Annotated in this window: 11 protein-coding genes; all 11 read right to left on the minus strand. The window is 63.4% G+C overall.

The window, feature by feature from the left end:
• Positions 1 to 188: 188 nt before the first annotated feature.
• Positions 189 to 3,344: a hypothetical protein gene (locus tag VQ071_RS13495; protein ID WP_340514531.1), complete on the minus strand. Its 3,156-nt coding sequence runs from the start codon at positions 3,342 to 3,344 to the stop codon at positions 189 to 191.
• 98 nt (positions 3,345 to 3,442) lie between these two features.
• Positions 3,443 to 4,831 (minus strand): ABC transporter substrate-binding protein, encoded by a 1,389-nt coding sequence (locus tag VQ071_RS13500; protein ID WP_340514532.1) that lies wholly within the window; start codon positions 4,829 to 4,831, stop codon positions 3,443 to 3,445.
• A gap of 142 nt (positions 4,832 to 4,973) precedes the next feature.
• Positions 4,974 to 6,038, minus strand: coding sequence for a glycoside hydrolase family 130 protein (locus tag VQ071_RS13505; protein ID WP_340514533.1), 1,065 nt, complete (start codon positions 6,036 to 6,038; stop codon positions 4,974 to 4,976).
• 17 nt (positions 6,039 to 6,055) lie between these two features.
• Positions 6,056 to 9,691 carry a hypothetical protein gene (locus tag VQ071_RS13510; RefSeq protein WP_340514534.1) on the minus strand — a complete coding sequence of 1,212 codons (3,636 nt, stop codon included), beginning with the start codon at positions 9,689 to 9,691 and terminating at the stop codon, positions 6,056 to 6,058.
• Between the two features lie 22 nt (positions 9,692 to 9,713).
• Positions 9,714 to 10,643, minus strand: a complete 930-nt coding sequence (locus VQ071_RS13515; RefSeq protein ID WP_340514535.1) for an AraC family transcriptional regulator — start codon at positions 10,641 to 10,643, stop codon at positions 9,714 to 9,716.
• 19 nt (positions 10,644 to 10,662) lie between these two features.
• Complete coding sequence (locus VQ071_RS13520; RefSeq protein WP_340514536.1) at positions 10,663 to 12,042, minus strand: sensor histidine kinase; 1,380 nt, start codon at positions 12,040 to 12,042, stop codon at positions 10,663 to 10,665.
• Complete coding sequence (locus tag VQ071_RS13525; RefSeq protein ID WP_340514537.1) at positions 12,039 to 12,752, minus strand: response regulator transcription factor; 714 nt, start codon at positions 12,750 to 12,752, stop codon at positions 12,039 to 12,041. Before VQ071_RS13525 ends, VQ071_RS13520 begins: the two co-directional genes overlap by 4 nt.
• Positions 12,753 to 12,788: 36 nt before the next feature.
• Positions 12,789 to 13,754: a carbohydrate ABC transporter permease gene (locus VQ071_RS13530; RefSeq protein WP_340514538.1), complete on the minus strand. Its 966-nt coding sequence runs from the start codon at positions 13,752 to 13,754 to the stop codon at positions 12,789 to 12,791.
• 12 nt (positions 13,755 to 13,766) lie between these two features.
• Positions 13,767 to 14,582 carry a carbohydrate ABC transporter permease gene (locus VQ071_RS13535; protein WP_340514608.1) on the minus strand — a complete coding sequence of 272 codons (816 nt, stop codon included), beginning with the start codon at positions 14,580 to 14,582 and terminating at the stop codon, positions 13,767 to 13,769.
• A 37-nt stretch (positions 14,583 to 14,619) separates the two neighbouring features.
• Positions 14,620 to 16,965 (minus strand): DUF5696 domain-containing protein, encoded by a 2,346-nt coding sequence (locus VQ071_RS13540; protein ID WP_340514539.1) that lies wholly within the window; start codon positions 16,963 to 16,965, stop codon positions 14,620 to 14,622.
• Positions 16,962 to 19,067: a YIP1 family protein gene (locus VQ071_RS13545; RefSeq protein WP_340514540.1), complete on the minus strand. Its 2,106-nt coding sequence runs from the start codon at positions 19,065 to 19,067 to the stop codon at positions 16,962 to 16,964. Before VQ071_RS13545 ends, VQ071_RS13540 begins: the two co-directional genes overlap by 4 nt.
• Positions 19,068 to 19,075 lie beyond the last annotated feature (8 nt).

Consider the following 19,075-nt stretch of genomic DNA (forward strand, 5'->3'; position numbering starts at 1 on the left):
GAGATCAGCAACGCAAACGCAATCACTTTAAAATCTAAAATTATGGCGCGCTTGGAATCGGCAATATTGGCGATCTCTTCAGCGGCATGCCCGATCATCTCGCGAGGAACTCAAAATCGCCGCTCACTTCCGTCAACGGAAATGAGCGGCGACACCAGGCGTTTATTTTTGCTTGCCGCTTGGCCCATTCAGTCCGCGATGGCAAGCTCGTCTACCTTGATATATTTGCCGCTGCCGCCCTGGACGACGAGCTTGGCGGTGAAGGTGTGCTGATCGTGCCAGTCTGCGAGCGAGGCAAGCGAGTAGGTGAAGGTCCCGGTCAGGCTCGTGCCGGCCTGGAGCGTCACATCGCCGCTGCCGTCGTTCACGACCAGCGACCATTGCGCCCCCGCTCCGACCTCCGTCACCTTCACTTTTAACTGGTCGTATCTCCCCGTGTCGTAGGCCAGCGCGCGGCCCACATAGCCGCTTCCGCCGCTGCCGGCCGTCACGGTCGCGATGCCCGCCGACGCAGAGATGGTCGCACCGGACGTCTGATTCCAGTCCGAGACGGTAGAGAAGTCCTCAACCTGCTTGTCCGGCAGATTGATATAGTCCAGTTGGACCGACTTGCCCGCGCCGCCGATCACATACAGCACGAGGTCAAACGACTTGGTCCCGCTCCAGCCCGTCGCCGCTTTCAGATCGTACACCAGCTCCCCGTTCAGAGACGTATCGGCTTGCAGGGTGATATCGCCGCTGCCGTCGTTCACCTTGAGCGCCCATTGACTGCCGCTGCCGACCGACGGCACTTTAATTTTCAGCTTCGGATACTCGTCCACCGAGTAGCTCACCGCTTTTTTGGCACTGCCGTAGGCGCCGCTGCTCGTCAAGGTCGCTACGCCCGCCGAAGACGCGATGCCGGCCTGCCAGGTGCGGCTCCAGTCGGACACATCATTGAAGTCCTCCACCGTATATTGCAGCGCCGCGATGCCGGATACCTTGATGTCTCCGTTGATCAGGTACAGCTTGAGCGTGTACGCTTTGACGCCGCTCCACCCTGTCGCAGCCTTCAGATCGTAGGTCAGCTCGCCTGTCCGGGCGGTATCGCTTTGCAGCGTAATATCCCCGCCGCCGTCGCTCACTTTGAGCGCCCACTGCGCGCTGCCGTACACCTGGTCGACCTTGATCGTCAGCTTCGGATTCTCGTCGATGTTGTAAGAGAAGCTTTTTTGCGCATATCCGTACGAGCCGCCCGCCTTGTCGATGAACCGGAACAGGCCCGCCCCTCCAAGAGCGCTGAACGACGAATTGTACGGATTCGACCAGTCGCTAATATCCTTGAAGTCCTCCAGCGTCGGCAGCGCGTCCGGCGAATTCGGCACCGCCAGCGACGAAGTGTCGAAGCTGAAGGCGGTCAGCTTGCCCGAGTCGAGGCGCGCGCCGTTCAGCAGCCAGGTGAACTCGACGCCCTGGATCGCGGTGAACAGGCTCGGCACGACGCTCGAGATCGCGATGCCGCTGCCGGTCGGCACGATCGCCTCGCCCAGCTCCTTGGCCCGGATCGCGTCCCGCAGCGAGGAGGCGGCCAGCTCCCGCGCCTGCACGTTCCCGCCGTGATTGAGCAAGCCGTACACGATCAGACTCGCGTCGGGGTATTTGTGATACGGGAAATTGTTCAAGTCGTCGTCGGGACGATGAATGCTCATATAATTGCTCTTCAGCGCCGCGAGCTGCGCTGCGGTGAGGCCGTCGATCGACAGCGCGGACAGCTTGAACATATCGTTGCCCACCGCATAGATCGGCGCCTGGTTCGGGTACGTGTAGTTGACATGATAGATAACCGTAGGGTCGGTAAAAAACCAGTTTTGCAGGCTGTCCAGCATGGCGCTGCGCTTGCTCTGCCACATGGACGCATCGGAGGTGTTGCCCAGCTCGTTCGCAATCTTGATCATAAAGTCGGCGTCGAACAGCCAGGAGGCGACGAATTCGAAATCCTTCTCCTCGGGAATGTCATGCCCGCAGCAGATCCAGCGCGGATTGTCCTCCGCCCAATCCATAAACTTCTTCAGATTCGGGTAAATAGCGGCCAGCTCGGTCGTGCTGCCCGTATTTTCATACAAGATCCACGCCGTCTCCGCCAGCCGGGTCGGCAGCGACTCCCCGCCGATCATCCCGCTCGCATTGACGACGGAGATCAGCCCCTTGTACGCCTGCCAGGCGTTCGACGGATCGATGAAGCTCAGCATCTGATAGCCGAAGGCGCTCTCCCACTGCGCGGTCCCCGGATTCGCCGAGGCGCCCACGTTCCAGAGCGACGGCTTGCCCGTCATCATCTGCGGATACGGATAGGCGGAGGCATTTTCCGGCAGCGACTTGACCAGACTTTGCACGATAAATGCCCACGAAGAGTAGTAAAACTTCTCGTGCTGCTGCGCCGTTACGCCCTTGGCGTCGATGCCGGAGATGCCCCAGTTCGCCGGCGCGGGCACGCGCTGCAGCAGGCCGTCCATATTGCCCTTCACATCGGCCAGCGTCGTCGTTACATTTTGGGAGAACGCGCCCTTCGCGCGTGCGATCGCCGCCGCGCTGCCCTCCGAGGCGGATGCGATGCCGATGGCGGCCGCCAGATTGCCGGAGCCGGCGAACGACTTGCGGAACGTCCACTCACCGCTTGCGATGGTGGCGGTCTCGTTCAGCTCGACCGGCGTCAGGCCGGTCCCGCTCAGACTGACGAAGTGGATCGCGTAGTAGTAGGCGCTGTCCGATACGAGGATGACCTTGTCCGTGCCGCCGATCCACTGGCCGCCGCCGGAGCCCGTTATTTTCCCCGTCAGAACGACATCGTTGGCAGCCGAGGCCGTCACCTGCACGACGCGCATAACGGTAGAATTGTCATCCTTCATGAAGTCGTAGCCGCTCAGCGATGTGCCGGAGGGCGCGGCATAGGAGGCATTGAAGGCAATCTTGTACGGATACCAGGTTGTCGAGCGGGTCGTCGCGGACGCGGCGCTGCCGCCGGGCGAGGCGATCTCCGTACGGATGATCTCATTGAGATTTTTGGCGCTCGTCCCGAACCAGCCGCCCAAGCCGAGGCTGAGCCTGCTGTCGATCGGGCCGGCGGGCGCCTTGACATCGGCAGCCTGATTCGCATTGAGACTGAGCCGCGATCCGGGGTAGCTGAGCCAGCGGTACTGCGTGGCGCTCGAATCGGCCAGACTGTCGCTGTCGAAGCCGGCATCTCCGGCCATGTCGACCGAGCCGATCGTCGCGGCCGATGCAGTATGGCTCGGCGGCACAATGACAGCGCTGCCGAATATGCAAGTGGCGGCCAGCAGACCGGACAGCCAAGATTTTATTTTCATACAATAACACGCCTCCTTTGAACATATAGTGTATATGGCAAGCGGGGGCGCTCCGCACGATCGATATCGGATGCCCCCGCCTTAGCCAACGCGCTGTTTTATTCGGTCTTTTTGGCCTCCTGGATCGCCAGTTCGGCCGCTTCCTGCATCTTGGTCATGACCGTGTTGAGGTCCGTCCCGCCGATCAGCAGCTCGATGCCCTTGTCGACCGCCACCCACGTATCGCGCTCATACTTGCTGTGCGCGGTCAGATTGGACTTGGCCGACGGATTGGCGATGTATGCTTGCAGATGCTTGTCCGGCGCGAGCTTCTTGAATTCCTCGTCCAGGGCCGGCACATTCAGCGACGATGCCTTGCCGGAGAGCGGGATATAGTTGCTCTGGAACTCCTCGCTCAAAATGTACTTGAGCACCTCGAACGCGGCATCCTGGTTTTTGCTATGCTTGCTGATGCCCATGCTCTGTCCGTCCGCCTCGGGACCGACCGCCGGGAAGTCACCGCCGAAAATCGGCCAGCTCGCCACATCCCAGGACAGCCCGTTTTCCTGCTCCAGCTTGGCGTACGGCGCCACATTGTTCCAGGTGAACGTCATGGCGACATTTTGCGTGCTGACGAAGTCGCCGCCGCCGCTCCACTGCTGGGCCATAAACCAGTCGTATGGCTTTTCCTTCGGCAAACTGCCGGGGATCTGGATCATGCGCTGCAGCAGCTCCATCACCTTGCGCATCTCGGGGCTGTCCGCGATGACCGGCTTGTTCGACACCGGATCGACATAGCCGAACCCGGTCTGACTGATCATCTTCTGAATCGGGCCCGGAGAGAGACCGATGTACTGCACGCCGTCCTCCGTGCGGGTCAGTTGTTCGGCGATGTCCAGCACCTGATCCCAGGTCATGCCGTCTTGCGGATAGGCGACGCCGAATTTATCGAATATTTTTTTGTTGTAATACAAGCCCCAGGTCGCCAGATCGAACGGCAGCATGTAGAGCTTGTTGTCTGCGCCGTAGCTTCGGTAAAAATCGATCATATTGTCGCGGATCGTCGACAAAACCAAGCCGTGGGAGCCGATCATGCCGTCCAGCGGCGCAAGCAGGTCGAGTTTTTGCAGCTTCGGGATGTCCGCAGGGCTGCCGGAGACGATGAGATCCGGCACCTGGCCCGCAGCGACGACGTCCTCGATATTGCCGCCCACATAGTCCAGCGTCACGTTCGGAAACTTCTCGTGCACTTTATCGAACATTTTTTTGGCATAATCCGGGTCCGAATGATACATCAGCAGCGTGATCGGCTTGTCCATTCCCCAATCGGACGAAGACGCGTCCGCGCTTTGCGTCGCCCCTGCATCCGAGGAAGCCGGCGCGGAGGCCGACAGACTCGGCGACGACGATGCGCCGTTGTTGCTGTTGCCGCCGCATGCGGACAGCAGCAGCGTCATCAGCAGCGTCATCACGACGGTCCATGATATCGATTTTTTGCGTTGATTCATGAGAAAAATCCCCCTCTGTCGATAAATGAAATCCCTTACATGCTTATTATGACAAGCAAAAATCCGCTTGGACATGCATAAACGAGACAACCGAAGGACATAAAACGGACAGAATGTGCGCAATTAAAATCCTTCGCTCCGCTCAGACGCCCATAAAGGCCCATAGCTCCTCAAGCACAATCTCCGCATAGCCGATCGAGGTGTCCGCAGCGCCGTAATAGAGCTTGATCGTTCCTTCCTCGCACAGCGCACCGCAGGCGAACACGACGTTGCCGAAAAAGCCTGTCGTCTCGTAATCCGCCTCCGGCGTCAAAATCGGACGATCGCAGCGATGCTTGACCACCCAGGGCCGGTCGGCCTCCAGCAGCACCGCGCCCAGACAATAGCGATTGCTCTCGTCGGCGCCGTGGTAGATCTCGAGCCAGCCCTTGTCCGTCAGAAAAGGAACGGCGCTGGCGCCGATCCGGGTGCTCTCCCAGGTACCCTCGCGGCAGCCGAGCAGATGCCGGTGATCTCCCCAGCAGCGCAGATCCGGCGACTCCGCCAGCCATATTTCCGGCTGCCCGAATCTCGACGCCGACGGACGATGCAGCGCATAGTAGCGGCCGCCGATACGGTCCGGAAATATCGTGACATCCTTGTTGTCCGGATGAAAAATAATGCCCAGCCGTTCGAAGCTGCGAAAATCGCGCGTCACGGCTAGTGCCGTCGTAATCCCGATCGGCGCGCAGGCGCTGTAGTTCAGGTAATACTCATCCCCTAGCCGAGTAACCCTGCAATCCTCAATCCCGTATACCTCGTATTCGTTCGCCGGGAACAGCGCCGCCCGAGCCTCGACCTCGAAATGAAGCCCGTCGCGGCTGCGGGCGATCCGCAAATACGAAATAGAGGTGAGGTACAGCCCGTCAGGCGTGCGGATCTCCCGCGAATCCGAAAAATCCGCGCCTTCGGTCTTACGGGAGATCGACTCGATCCGCACCTCGCCCGTCTGACCGTCGACGATCGGGTACAAATAGCGCTCCGCATCGTGCTGGACAGGCCGCTCCGCCACGCGCAGCACGAGCACGATCTCGTCCTCATGCCGGATGACGCCGGCGTTGAACACGCCGATCACCTCGAAGCCTGGCAGCAGCGGCGTTACGTCGGCCGGCTTTAAAATCGGGTTGCCCGCATATCGTGTTGCCGCGAGCTTAATAGTGTTTTCCATCTGTCGGTCTCCTCGTCTCAATGGTGTTGAAGCGGATAGCTGTGGTCGAACGCCGCATACAGCGTGTGCAGCGTCAGCGGACCGTCGAAGTAAAGGCGCAGCTCGAAGGCCCGCACGCCCTGCCAGCCGGTAATTGCCGCCAGGTCGAACAGAAACGCGCCTTCCTTGCGGCGCTCGTATTGGCGGCCGCCCTCGGCCAGCTCCTCGGGCAGGACCAGCTCGATCTCGGCCGCATCGTCTGCATCGGCCGCACCGTCGCCGTCCGCCCGCCTGACTGTGAGCCGCCACTTCGCCGCCGGGTCCTTGCCCCGCAGGTCGACGATCAGGTCTCCGTACTCGTCCAGCGGCAGCAAGCAGATGCGGCTTGCACAGGCGTCCGCACCGAGCGGGGCGAAGCGTATGCCCCGCTCGCACTGCAGCGGCTCGGCATTGTGCAGCCGCCAGTCGCCGGCCTCGCCGACCGCAGCGGGCCAATCGTCGGACGGCCAGGCCGTTGCCGCGAACAGGCGCATATACGAGATCGCCAGCGAACGATTATGGCCGCCGATCTCGAACACAAGCTCGGCCTCCGTCCAACCGGCCGCAGCGGCCGGGAGCAGCTCCCGCAGGTCGTACAGATGTACGCCCGTCGCTTCGGCAGCCTGCTGTATCGGCCATGCTTGGCCGCCCGCCTCCAGCGTCAGCCCCCAGACCGCACCGGTGTTGACGGATGCCAGAGCAAGCTCAAAATAAGGATAATCGGCTATGCGGAGCGGAATCCGCCGCCGCAAAGTGCCGCCGCTCTCCCTCGTCAAATAAGGCTGCTGCACGATCGCCATAAAGCCGTCGCTCTGCAGCTCCGCGCCGCTCGCCTCCCACGCCGCCGCGCTGCGATACGTCTCCAGCCAGCCGTGCCGATGCACAGGCGCTGTCGCCTGCACGTTACTCGCTTCGCCGGCAACGCCGTCGGCGGAGACGGCGATCAGCCCGAACCGATACGTCCGCGCCGCCTCGACCAGCGCCGTGCAGCTCACGGCGCCGCCGTCCGCGTCAGTCGCAACGCCTGCGCGATCCGCCGCGCCGTTCGTTCCGGCCGCAGCCGCGCCTGCGTCTGCACCTGCGCCGTCCACGATGGCGAGCAGATCCGCCGCCGTCCACGCCTCCGGTCCCGGCGCGCCGTCCAGCGCACGGCGGTACACCGCATAATGGCTGACCGGCGGCTCGCCGGCGCCGGGTACGTCCCAGCTCAGCGTCCACAACGCCCCGAGCTGCCGCGCGATCCGCAGCTCCGGCGTATGCGGCCGCAGCGTCTGCATCGCAGGCAGCTCCCGCATCGCAGGCAGCTCCCGCATCGCAGGCAGCTCCCGCACCGCAGGCAGCTCCTGCGCAGCCACAGCCGCCCCAACCGCAGCCACTCCTGCCTCCGCATCCAGCCTCCGCAGCCGCAGCCAGCGATGCCCGCGACCGGCCAATCGGCAGCGGATTCCGCTCGCCAGTTGCTCCGGCGCATAACGCCGCTCCGCCCCGTCGCTCTCCCGCAGCGTATAGACGCCGGGACCGCAGGTCGTGAACCGCACGACAAAGGAGCGCTCCTTCTCGTAGCCGTTGAACAAATAAAAGGTCTGCTCGTCCGCCGAAAACCTGGCGCTCACCGCATCCGGATTGACGATCAGCACGCCCGGGTCCGCGACCGTCGCCCACGCCTCGAACATCTGATGCTGCATGTACACCTCGCCCGAGCCGTAGATTTCCTTGGTCTGCCGGATGCGGGACTGCCCGCCGTTGCCGTGCTCACAGTAATTGTCGCCCTGATGATGCGTCGGAAACTCAAAGGGAATGTACGAGCCGTCCACAGAATCATAGGGTGCGGCCTGGTTGCCGTAGGGGTTGCCGTTGATCGGCAGGCACCACAGATGCGTCCGCCTGGCCGTCAGCAGCAGCTCGGCCAGCCGCTCGTCGGACGCATATTTCAGCAGCGGCGCGGCCAGCCACAGCGACTCGGCCATCTCCCGATACGCCTCCCAGCGCTCGCGCGCGCAGGCATAGCCGAAGCCATAGGCCGGAAAGTACGTATACGGGTTCGTATCCTGGTAAAAGTGGGCCAGCAGCCCGAGCGACACTTGGCCGGCGGCGCGCAGCCACGTCTCGTCGCCGGTCAGCTCGTACGCCTTGGAAAAAGCTCTCGTCGCCCAGCCGAAGGCGACTCCCTTGGGCGCGGCCCGCATGCTGAACATCTGAAAATAGCCGAGCGAGGCCGCCACCCGCAGCGAAGCGAGCCCATGCCCCAGAAATTCGTCGCGCCGCTCCGGCGCGTCAAACGACAGCTCGGCCGCCAGCAGCATGATGTAGCCCCACATCGCGGCGGCGCCTCCGCTGCCTCCGCCCTTGGTTCCCGTCAAGGGCAGATGCGTCGTCAGATCGTAGGTAACGGCCTGTCGGTAGCCGTCATAGCGCAGCTTCAGCAGAAACGGCATCATCCGCAGGAATGCTTCCCGCATCCGCTCGTCGCCCCGCAGCAGCGCCAGCTCGCCGAAGATCGCGACCCGGTCGTAATATTTCCAGGTGCTCAGGCTGTTCGGCGCTTCCTCATGGCCGTCGTTGTCATTGTTGAAGGACCCGAACCACGAGTAGCGGAAAAATCCGTCCGTCCCGTGCGCCCTCCCGATCCAGCTCTCGTCGCCGCGCTTCGCCGCGAACCGGTCAAGCTGCTCGTCGACGAATGCGCGCAGCGATACATCGTCGAGCCAGGCGGCATAGCGCTGCATGCCCTTCAATACGTCCATCGCCACAAACGACTCGGAGGCATTGTACCCGCCGACCTGGTAGCCGTATGGGACGAAGCTGCCCATGCCGTCCTGCCAGGCGGCGCGCGGATCGAGCAGTTGACGCGTCAGCCCGCGCGCCGCCGCCTCATAATGCGGCAGCCGGCCGGTCGGCGGGCCGCCCAACAGCGCCGCCGGCAGCGGGTGCAGGCGGCGATAGCGCGCCGCGACGCTGCCGAGCAGCTCGTAAAAGGAGGTGCCGCCGCCGGGCTGCAGCAGCAGCGACTCCTTTAGACAGGCGGGGTGCGGCGACGCACTCTGCCCGGATATGCCCTCGCCGTCCAGCCGGATGCCGATCGCATATCCGCCCGTCGCAGCGTCGCGCTGACGCACGGCGATGCCGAGCGCCGGGTTCGAGGCATAGCGGTCGACCAGCACCGCGGCATCCGCCTCGCGCACGCCCCGCAGCTTCGAGACGATCGCCGGGAAGGCATAGGGCAAGCGATACGCCTCGACCGAGGTCTCATGGGTCGCGATGATGCCCTGCTCGACGAACCCGCCGTCCGCCGCCGTCGTCCATGTCATATCCGCCGCAAATACGGCGTCGGCCGCGGCGCGCCAGCTCGTTTCCCGCTCGACCCATGCCGACGACCGGCTGAAGTCCAGCTTCATCGCCCAATCCGCCGCCGTCAGCCTAAGCGTGCCGCCCTCTGCCGTCTCGCGCCATTCCAGCGCGTCCGCCCACTGCCTCTCTCCCTGCCGCGACCATAGACCCGGTCCCGTCAATACTGTCAGCCACGCCTCCCCGTCGCGGACGGCGGCTTCGGCCAGCCCCCAGCCCGCCTCCGTCTTTTCGAACCGCCACCGCTGCCGCTCGGATTCCCACTGCCAGATGTCCCGTTCCTTGCTCATGCCGCTCACTCCGTCGCTCAAGTTATCCGATCTTGTCCGTCTGCAACTGCTGATACTCGCTGGGCAGCAAGCCGTACTTCCGCTTGAACAGGCGGGTGAAGTGCTGGCTGCTGGAGAAACCGAGCGAGTCGGCGATCTCGTGAATTTTGCGCTCCGTGGCCAGCTCGACGATCGCCTTCTCGAGCTTCAGCTCCAAAATATACTGATGGACCGACAGGTTGCGGGCCTGAAGCACCGTGCGCGCGAGCTGGCGTTCGCTCATGAACACCAGCTCGGACAGCTCGCGCAGCGTCAGATTGCCCGACAGCCGGCTGCGAATAATCTGGTCGATCCGGCGGATGCGGGTATCCTCGCGCTCCCGCTTGCCCTCGGCTGCGGCGCTGCCCGATTGCTCCGCCAGCGCGCGGATCGAGCCGATCAGAATCTGATAGATTTGGAGCTGGATCGCGAGACGATAGCCCAGCCCTCTTTCCCCGGCCTCGCGGAAAATCCGCTGAAAGCATTCCGCGACGCGGTATGTGTCCTGCGCCACGCGAACTTCGCGGCAGCTTTGCACATATTGGAACCAGGCAGCCTCCTCCGCATGGTTCAACTGCGCCGCGGCGTCCATCCGCAGGCTGCAATTCAGCCCGTACTCCAGCGCGGGCCGGCTGGCGCTGCTTTTCTGAGCGTGAGCGATGCCGGGCGGGATCAGGTACAGTTGGCCGCCGCCGACCACCACGGGCTCGTCCTTGCCGTCGACCCAGAGCGAGCATTCGCCCTCGGGCACGATATGCAGCTCCATGCTGTTGTGGCTATGCCTGCCGTAATGCCAGACCTGATCGCTCGGCACCTTGGCCACCCAGTGGACGTCCACATGTACGCCGTTCATTTGAAAATGAAGGTTCGGCACCTGCACATGCTGGTGAAAGCGATGCTCCTCCGTCTGCCGCTGATCGATGAGACTCCACATGAAAATACCTCCTTGGCATTCATGAAGATGGTTTGGCGGGGGCGCCCGCCTTGTAGCGTACCGGGAGCCGCACGCGAAAGCGCGCGCCCTCCCCCCGGCGGCTGTCGACCGCGATCGCCCCGTCATGCGCCTCGACGAGCGCCTTCACGATGGCGAGGCCGACGCCCATGCCTTCGATGCGGGCCGGCTTGAACCGCTCCGCACGATAGAACCGCTCGAAGATGCGGCCCTGCTCCGCCTCGGCAATGCCGATCCCTTCATCCGCCACGCCGATGTCCACGAAGTCCGCGCCGCAGTCCAGCGACAGCTCGACCTTGGCCCCGGCCGGCGTGAACTTCACGGCATTGCTCAGCAGATTGGAGACGATCTGGATGACGCGGTCGGCATCCACCTCGGCGGCGCACGGCACGAGCGGCAGCGCCAGCGCCAGCCGCACGCCCTTCTCTGCGGCGATCGGTCCGAAGTTGCGGTGCACGGTCTTCATCAATTGCAGCATATCGTGCTGATCGATCTGCAGCGCATACCGCGCACCCTCCGCCTCGAACAACTGCTCCATCTGCCGCACGAGCCGGGTCAGACGCTCCAGCTCCTCGTAAATTTCGGCGAGCCGCTCCGGCGTCGCCTCGTAGACGCCGTCCATCATCGCCTCCAGCTCCATCAAGAGCGAGGTGATCGGCGTCCGCAGCTCATGCGTCAGATCCTGCAGCAGTTGCACGCGGATCGTCTCCTGGCCGTCCAGCTCGAGCTGCAGGCGGTCGATCGCGCCCGACAACTGCGCCAGCTCGGCGATCGCGCTGGGCGGCATCGCCACGGGCGGCTCGCCGAGGCGCAGTTGCTCCGCCGAGCTGCCGAGCCGCTCGATGCCGGCGGCCAGCCTGCGCCCGGCCCACAGGCCGAGCGCGACGATAATCGCCAGCAGTACCGCGAGCTGGGTCCAGCGTATGTGCAGACTGCGCTGCAGCCGCTGCCAGGACAGACTCTGATTGTGCCCCTGCGCGTACGACACTTCGAGATAGCCGGCCAGCTCGCCGTCATAGATGAGCGGGACCGGCTCCTCGCGGGTCTCCCGCAGAATGGACGGCGCCGCCGATGCGAACAGCTCCCGCCGCTCGTCGCCGCCCTCCAGCAGCCGCACGTTGAGGCCGTTCAGCGTGCATTCCTTTTGCAGCCAGGCCCGGTCCTCCTCCGTCAGCGCGCTGCGCCCGAGCTGCCGGTCCTTGGCCCGGTCTGCGAAGAGCAGCGCGGTCTCTCTCAGCAGCCCCTGCTCGTACTCGGACATGCGCGTCGCGAGCTGCCGCTGGCTCCACACATACCAGCCGATCGTCAGGCTGCCCGCCACCGCGATAATGACGGCGGATACCGCCCAGCGGAATCTGAGGCGTCCCCCGCGCCGGCTCACGTCTGCACCTCGTCCGGCTTGACGCCGAACTTGTAGCCCGCGCCGATCTGCGTCACGATGTACACCGGATTTTTAGGATCCTTCTCGATTTTTTTGCGCAAATTTTTAATATGCACGTCGATCGCCCGCCCGTCGTTGAGGAACCTGTAGCCGAGCACGGCCTCCGACAGCTCCTCGCGCGTCACCAGCTTGCCGCCCTTGTGGATCAGCTCGGACAGCGTGCGGAATTCGGTCGTCGTCAGATGAATCTGCCGCCTGTTCAGCAGCACCTCATGCTTGCCCGCGTCGAACACCAGGTCGCCCTTGTTGAACGACCGGCGCTGACGCGCCGGCGTATCCGACTCCTGGGCGCTCCGGGCTCTGCGCAGCAGGGCATGAATCTGGGCGATCAGCTCCTTGACCCTGAACGGCTTGACCACATAATGATCCGCTCCCAGATGCAGCCCTTCGATCACATCCTGCTCCCTCGATTTGGAGGTGACCATGATGAGCGGGACCGCCGAATGCTCGCGGATGCGCCGGCACAGCTCCTCGCCCTGCAAGCCGTCGATCATCAGATCGAGGATAATGAGGTCGAAGCCGCCGGCATAAAACATCGACAGCGCCTCGTCGCCGTTGCCGGTACACGCGGTCGTCCAGCCTTCCAGTTGGAAGTATGCCTTCATCACATCTCTAATTTTCGGCTCGTCTTCTACGATTAAAATGTGCATTCTCCGCTGCCCCTCCCCCGTGCCGCACGGCCCGCTCTACTCGACCAGTCCCGTTCGCTCCACGCTCTCCGTAAACCAGCGCTGCGCCAGAAAATACAGCAGCAGCGGCGGCAAAATCGAAAGAAAGCTGGCGGCCATCTTGATCGGCTCAAAATAATAGAGCGGCGCCTGACCTGTGGTCAGCATCGTCTCGATGACCTGGTCGAGTCTGGACATTTGACTGGCCAGCGGCACATTTTGCGCCGTCGTCATGAACATGTTGGGCAGATACGAATCGTTCCACGTCCAGACGAACGAGAAGAGCAGCACGACCAGGGCCGCCGGCTTGGCGACGGGCAGCATGACGCGAATGAAAATTTTCCAGGCGCCCGCTCCCTCCATTCGCGCGGCCTCCTCCAGCTCCTTGGGCTGCGAGGCGAAAAACTGGCGGTAAATCAAGACGAACAGTGGCCCCTTCACCCCGAAGCCGAACAGCGACGGCACGACCAGCGCGATCACCGAATTGTGAAAGCCAAGCTGGTTGTAGGCGATAATCATCGGCAGGATGGTCACCTGGGGCGGCACGATCAGCGCGACCAGCAGCATAAAAAACATCGTGCGCTTGAACGGAAACTGCAGCCGGGCGAAGGCGAAGCCCGCGACCGCGCAGGAAAGACAGTGAAAAATGGCGCTGACGACCGCCACGCCCATGCTGATCGCAAACGAGGTGCCGTACTTGAGCGACGCATACGCCGCATTCAGATGCCCCCCGTACAGATGGCTCGGAACCCATTGCACGGTCGGATCGAGCAGGTCCTTCTCACTTTTCACCATCGTCACGAGCATGTACAAAATCGGATTAATATAAATGTAGGCCGTCGACAGCAAAATGACGTACAGCGCGATCCGGAAAATAAGGCCGCGGTTGGCCTCCTGGCCGACGATCCAATACTTGATGCGTTCCAGCCATTCGCGCCGCGCCGCCAACCGCCTCGGAACGAGTTTAGCCTGTTGAAGCTTCACCTTGATCACCTCCTACTCCATTTTCGGGCGAGACCTGACGATTCTGGCGAACAGCGCGACGAACAGGCCGAGCACGATCAGAATAATGACAAAATAAATCCAGGCCAGCGCGGAGTTGTAGCCGTAGTTTTTCATCGCGATCAGTTGAATGATAGGGTTGAACGGAAACGTGAACATGTCGATGACGGTGTAGATCAGATTGAGAAACAGGAAGGGCGTCATCGCGGGCAGCGTGATCTTCCAAAATACGTCCCACGGCGAAGCGCCGTCGATCCGGGCCGCCTCGTAGGCCGACGGCGAGATCGTCTGTCTGCCCGCCAGAAAAATCAAAATTTGCACGCCGGAATACCAGAGAATCAGCACGAAGCGGTTGAGCACGTTTTTGACGGCCTCTCCCCAGCCGCCGCTGCCGAGGAACATGTCCAGATAGCCGGAAAAACGGGCGTTCTCCAAAAAGCCGAGACTGCCTTGACCCTGGTTGACGAACTCGGTCACCACATAGCCGGTCGTGAAAATGACGGGCAGAAAAAAGACGGCGCGGAAAAACGAGCGGCCCCAAAAGCGCTGATTCAAAAATATCGCGATCATCAGGGCGAAGACGAGAATAACCGGAATCATCACCGCCATCTCGCGCAAAAAAGGAAACAGATTCTCGTACAGCACCGAGCTGGAAAACAAAATCTCCCGATAGTAGTCGAAGCCGACAAACTTGGTCGCGATCCGCGTCGGCAAAATCTGCACGCTGTGAAAGCTCATGTACAGCGAGAAGCCGAGCGGAAATACGAGAAAGACGAGACAGCCGAGCAGCCAGGGCGCGATGAACAGCATGCCTTCAAGCTTGGTTGCCGCTGCGGCGCGGCGATTGTTATGGGCTGACACTGTCCGTCCCTCCCTTCACGGCGAAGCTGCGCCCGGCGACCGCAATCTCGCCCCCGCGGTAATCAGTATCGCCATAGTTGACCCAGATGCGGGTGCCGTTGTCGTAGACGGTCTCGTACACGCGGTCCGCGACGCTGCGGTGGCCGACGATCGTACTGGACTGAACGCCTGCCAGCGCGGCATTGTAGCGTTGATACTGGACGACCATCTCATTGGACCAGGCGGCAAAGCCGGTGCTGTACACTTCCTTCAGTCCGACCGTGCGCAACAGTTCCCGGGAGTCCGCATAGCTGATCGTAAACGACGGCTCCGCGCCGTATTCGATCCCCTTCAGCATGCCGGTCTCGGGATCGTCCATCGCATTCATATCCGGCGCGGCATAGCGGATCGAGCCGTGCAGCACGATCTGCATGAAGGGTACGGTCTCGTCGACGATCAGATCGTAGGAGCCATCCAGCGGCGTATCGGCCACAAAGTCGGCATACGGCCACGCATAGGCATATCCGCCGTCCGACTGCGCCCCGTCCAGTTCGCTGTGCGCCGCCGTCAGCAGGTCGCGCTGCATCGCCAGCGCTTGCTGCCGCGTCACGGGCGCGCTGCCGCCGTAGTCGCTGTTCAGCCCGGTCCCGAGCCCGTAGCCGAACCGCAGGCCGTCCACGCCGAGCGCGTTCGTCTTGTTCAGCAGCCCGCCGAAGGACGAGCGCATATAGTTCATGCCGACGATCGTCGCGTCCCTGCCCTGCTCGCTATAATCGGCGACCGTCGAGCCCATCGTGCGCAGCCCGTCCCGCGAGGCGCGGAAGCCCGAGCGCTTCGCATTGTTCAGCGCGAGCATGCCGCCGTCCAGATACAGCGGGAAGTCTCTGGCATGCGCATAGGCGGCCAGGTCCCTCATCCCCTCGTCTCCGCCCAGCTCGTCGCTGACGGGAAACGGATTGCCGTACTTGCTGAAGCCGCCGTTCTGCCAGCCCTTATAGACGATCGACATGTTTTGCACGCCCATCGATTGCAGCTCGCCGACGATGCGCTTGGCCTGCTCGGTCGTCGTCAGCTTGCGGTAGCCGTCTACAATGAAGCCGTTCTCCCGGTCGCCGCCGAGCAGATTCAGATTCAGCGGCAGCGGCCGCTCGTCCGCCGCGATCGCGTGCAGCGACTGCCTGTCGCGCAGCGCCTGCCGATAGCGCGCGGCCATCCCCGAATAGGTCGCCGCCGCGTCCTGCAGCAGATAATACCGCACGCTGCGATCGCCCGTCAGCCGCTGGTCGCCGTACACATAGTAGCCCTCTGTCTTCTGCGTGTTGGTCGGCTGGTAATACTTCGGCCTGTAGAGGAACTCGGCCGCGGCCCAGTTGTAGGGGCTGTACGTGCCGGACGGCGCCGCGACGATATTGGCGTATTCGGCCCCGTCCTGGATCTCGGCCACATAGGCCAGGCTGCCGCTCTTGAGGCCGAACACCGGCATCGCGACCGGACTGCGGTCCGCAGCGGCCGCTGAGACCGCAGCCGCGCTGCCGAGCGCCGCGTCCTCGCCGTATATGGGCTGGCTGTACAGGCCCGACTTCACCTCGCGCTTCGTCTTGAAGCGGATGAGGCCGCCGGGGCCGTCGGGCACGAGCAGGTAGCCCTCCTCGCCGTTCGCCTCCGCCGACACCTGCGCGCCGAAAAACGGGTACAGGCGCACCGAGGCCAGTCTGGCCGGCGCGGGCCTGCCGTCGGCCGCCAGATTGGACGAGCCGTCCAGCAGCCCTTGCTCCTCGATCCGGGTCTGCACGGCGTCATCCTCGATCGACACCGTGACCGGGATCGAGAAGCCGAGGCGCGGGAACAAAAAGTCGATATGAAAGCCGCCGTCGACGAGCCGGAAATCGCCGACCTCGCCCTGGGCGGAGAGCAGATTGGTCTCCACGGTCTGGTCCTTGCGCAGGCTCCATTCGACATAGCGGATCATCAGCGGCGAGCGCAAATTCGCGGCCCACTGCGGGGACAAGCCGTCCGCGCTCCAACCGCCCGGGTCGGGAGCGGACAGCCAGCTTCGCCCCGAGCGCTTGTCCGTGACCTGAAAATGTCCGCTGTGCGGATCGACGGCAAGCCGCAGGCGCGCCGTCTCGGCGGCCACGGTCCAGCCGGCGTCCGGTGCGACGGGACCGTCGGACCGCAGAGACAGCGGAGCCCCGGACGGCAGCGGCGTCGCCGCCGCGACGGCCGCCGGTCCGGCGGCGTCGTCATACGCCGCATGGCGCAGATGCAGCACCAGCAGCACGGACCCCAGCACGGTTAATGCCGCTGCGGCGGCCTTCAACAGCCGTCCTCGCCTTCGTTGTTTGCCCGTCACATGGTCACCTCCCGATAGATGGCGTACAGGAATTGCAAATACTCCGACGTCAGTCCGAACACGATGAACAGCAGCGTCCACAGCAGCAGCATCGCGAACAGCGTCAGCAAAATGCTGAGCAGCGTCTCGCCTACACTGTAATTTTGCAGCGACTGGACTTTCCAATAGAACAGCAGCACCGTCCATACGATCATCGCCGTGGTCAAAAAGCTGAAGATCGCATGCTCGCTGAGCGTCAGCGCGTTGGACAGCAGGATGATCGGGACGCCCGCGACCGTGACCGGAAGCATCGCATAAGCGCTGCCGACGAAAATATCCTTGAACCGCGCCTCGCCGCGATTGATCGAGCCGATCAGGTACTGGCATACGACCCATGACAGCCATATGCACAGGAAGGGCGCCAGCACCGAGCCGAGCTCCGTCTCGCCGCGGCCGACCGGATGGAAGGCAAACCCGGTGTAGTAGCTGCGGAGCGCCAGCGCGACGCAGGTCACGACCAGCAGGCCGAGCGCCGCCGCGTAGCTGCCCTTGCCTTCATAGCGCAGCGCAGTAAACCCGTCGATCGGATGCCGCAGCAGGTAAAAGGCGTGGCCCCGCCGCCTCCAGCCTTCAAGCCTTGCGCGCCAGCCGGACGATATCGGCAGCCTGCCCTTCAGTCGCCTGCGCACGGGCGGCAGCGCGAAGGCCAGTATCGCCAGCAGGATGACCATGTCGGCGATCAGGGAGAAATGCGCCTGAAACCACTGGAGTCGAATCTGCCAGAACGCATCCGAGTACAAGGACGCGCTGCCCGCGAGCTTGGCATAATCCACGGCCTGGCCGTACTGCTCCTTCTGTATGCTCGACTTCGCCAATCCCTCGTAGGCCGGCGTGAAGTGGGCGTTCATCTGGAGCACATTTTGCCAGGCGCGTTCGCTCTCATCGTAGCTGCCGCCCTTGCCGAGCGCGATCGCCTCGTAGATCGAGCGGCCGAATGCAGTCGGCTTAAGCCGCTGGATAAGCCCCAACTGGTCGTCCAGTATGAGCAGCTCATCGTTCGGACCGGAGGCGATCGCCGACGGACTCTGCGCGACGCCGAACCGCGGGTTGCCGACATCGGCCGTCCCGAACCAGTAGAACAGCAGCCTGCCCGACGTATCGTACTGGCTGACGACATGCCGGTTGCGGTCGATCACGGTCACATTGCCGCCGTGGTCGACGGTCAGGTCGACCAGATTCGCGCCCGCGCCGGCCGCACTGTCCGCACCGCCCGCCCCTTTCTTCCCTCCCGGATCGGCCGGCGCCTCGCCGAACGAGCGGCCGCCCCATTGGTTGTCGCCGCGTATATTCAGCTTTTTGACCTGCTCGGACCCGCCGTCATGCGATACGGTGTAGACGAAGCCCTGCGCGTCCAGCGCCAGGTTCTGAATGCTGACGGGCAGCAGCTTCTCCCGCCGCTGCAGCTGCTCCTCGGTATAGACCGCCCGGCGCACCAGTTCCATCAGGCTCACCTGCACCCGGTTGGCGCCGAAAAAGCCGTGGAACTGTCCCTCCGGATCAAGCTCGAGCAAGCCCTGATAGCCGCCGCGGGTGGCGACAAACAAAAATCCGCGGCGGTCGACCGCCAGATGCGTCGGCTCGAACACGTACGAAGCCGGGAGCAGACGCGAGTCGGGCCGTCCGAACTGGGCGGCCAGCTTGCCCGCGGCATCCAGCACGACGATGCGGCGATTGCCCGTGTCGGCTACGTAGATGCGGCCGTCCTCGGCGACGAATACGCCGCTCGGCTGGCTGAGCGGACTGTCCGGCACGTCGTAGACCTGCTGCGTCCGGCCGGCGGCGTCCAGGCGGACGATCCGGTTGTTGCCCGTGTCCGCGACATACATATCGCCGCCCGGCGCGACGAACAGATCCTGCGGCTTGCTCAGACCCGCGTCCCCGCCGAGCAGGCCGTCGGGATAATAGGCCGGCTGCAGATGGATCAGCCTGCCGCGCTGGTCGAGCGTGTAGGTCTGATACGGAACCGCGGCTGCGGCGGCGGACGCGCCCAGCAGCAGCGCGACCGTCAGCGCGAGCAGCGCCGCGCCGATCCGTCTTCTCCGTAAAATAGTGCCGGAACCCATGTGCCTTC

Origin of the sequence: Cohnella sp. 56 (genome assembly GCF_037963805.1) — a bacterium.
Classification (GTDB): domain Bacteria; phylum Bacillota; class Bacilli; order Paenibacillales; family Paenibacillaceae; genus Cohnella.

Bases quoted from the DNA above. Each gene is read 5' to 3' on its own strand.
- VQ071_RS13495 (WP_340514531.1), bottom strand. From the start codon at position 3,344: ATGAAAATAAAATCTTGGCTGTCCGGTCTGCTGGCCGCCACTTGCATA.
- VQ071_RS13500 (WP_340514532.1), bottom strand. From the start codon at position 4,831: ATGAATCAACGCAAAAAATCGATATCATGGACCGTCGTGATGACGCTG.
- VQ071_RS13505 (WP_340514533.1), bottom strand. From the start codon at position 6,038: ATGGAAAACACTATTAAGCTCGCGGCAACACGATATGCGGGCAACCCG.
- VQ071_RS13510 (WP_340514534.1), bottom strand. From the start codon at position 9,691: ATGAGCAAGGAACGGGACATCTGGCAGTGGGAATCCGAGCGGCAGCGG.
- VQ071_RS13515 (WP_340514535.1), bottom strand. From the start codon at position 10,643: ATGTGGAGTCTCATCGATCAGCGGCAGACGGAGGAGCATCGCTTTCAC.
- VQ071_RS13525 (WP_340514537.1), bottom strand. From the start codon at position 12,752: ATGCACATTTTAATCGTAGAAGACGAGCCGAAAATTAGAGATGTGATG.
- VQ071_RS13535 (WP_340514608.1), bottom strand. From the start codon at position 14,582: ATGCTGTTCATCGCGCCCTGGCTGCTCGGCTGTCTCGTCTTTCTCGTA.
- VQ071_RS13545 (WP_340514540.1), bottom strand. From the start codon at position 19,067: ATGGGTTCCGGCACTATTTTACGGAGAAGACGGATCGGCGCGGCGCTG.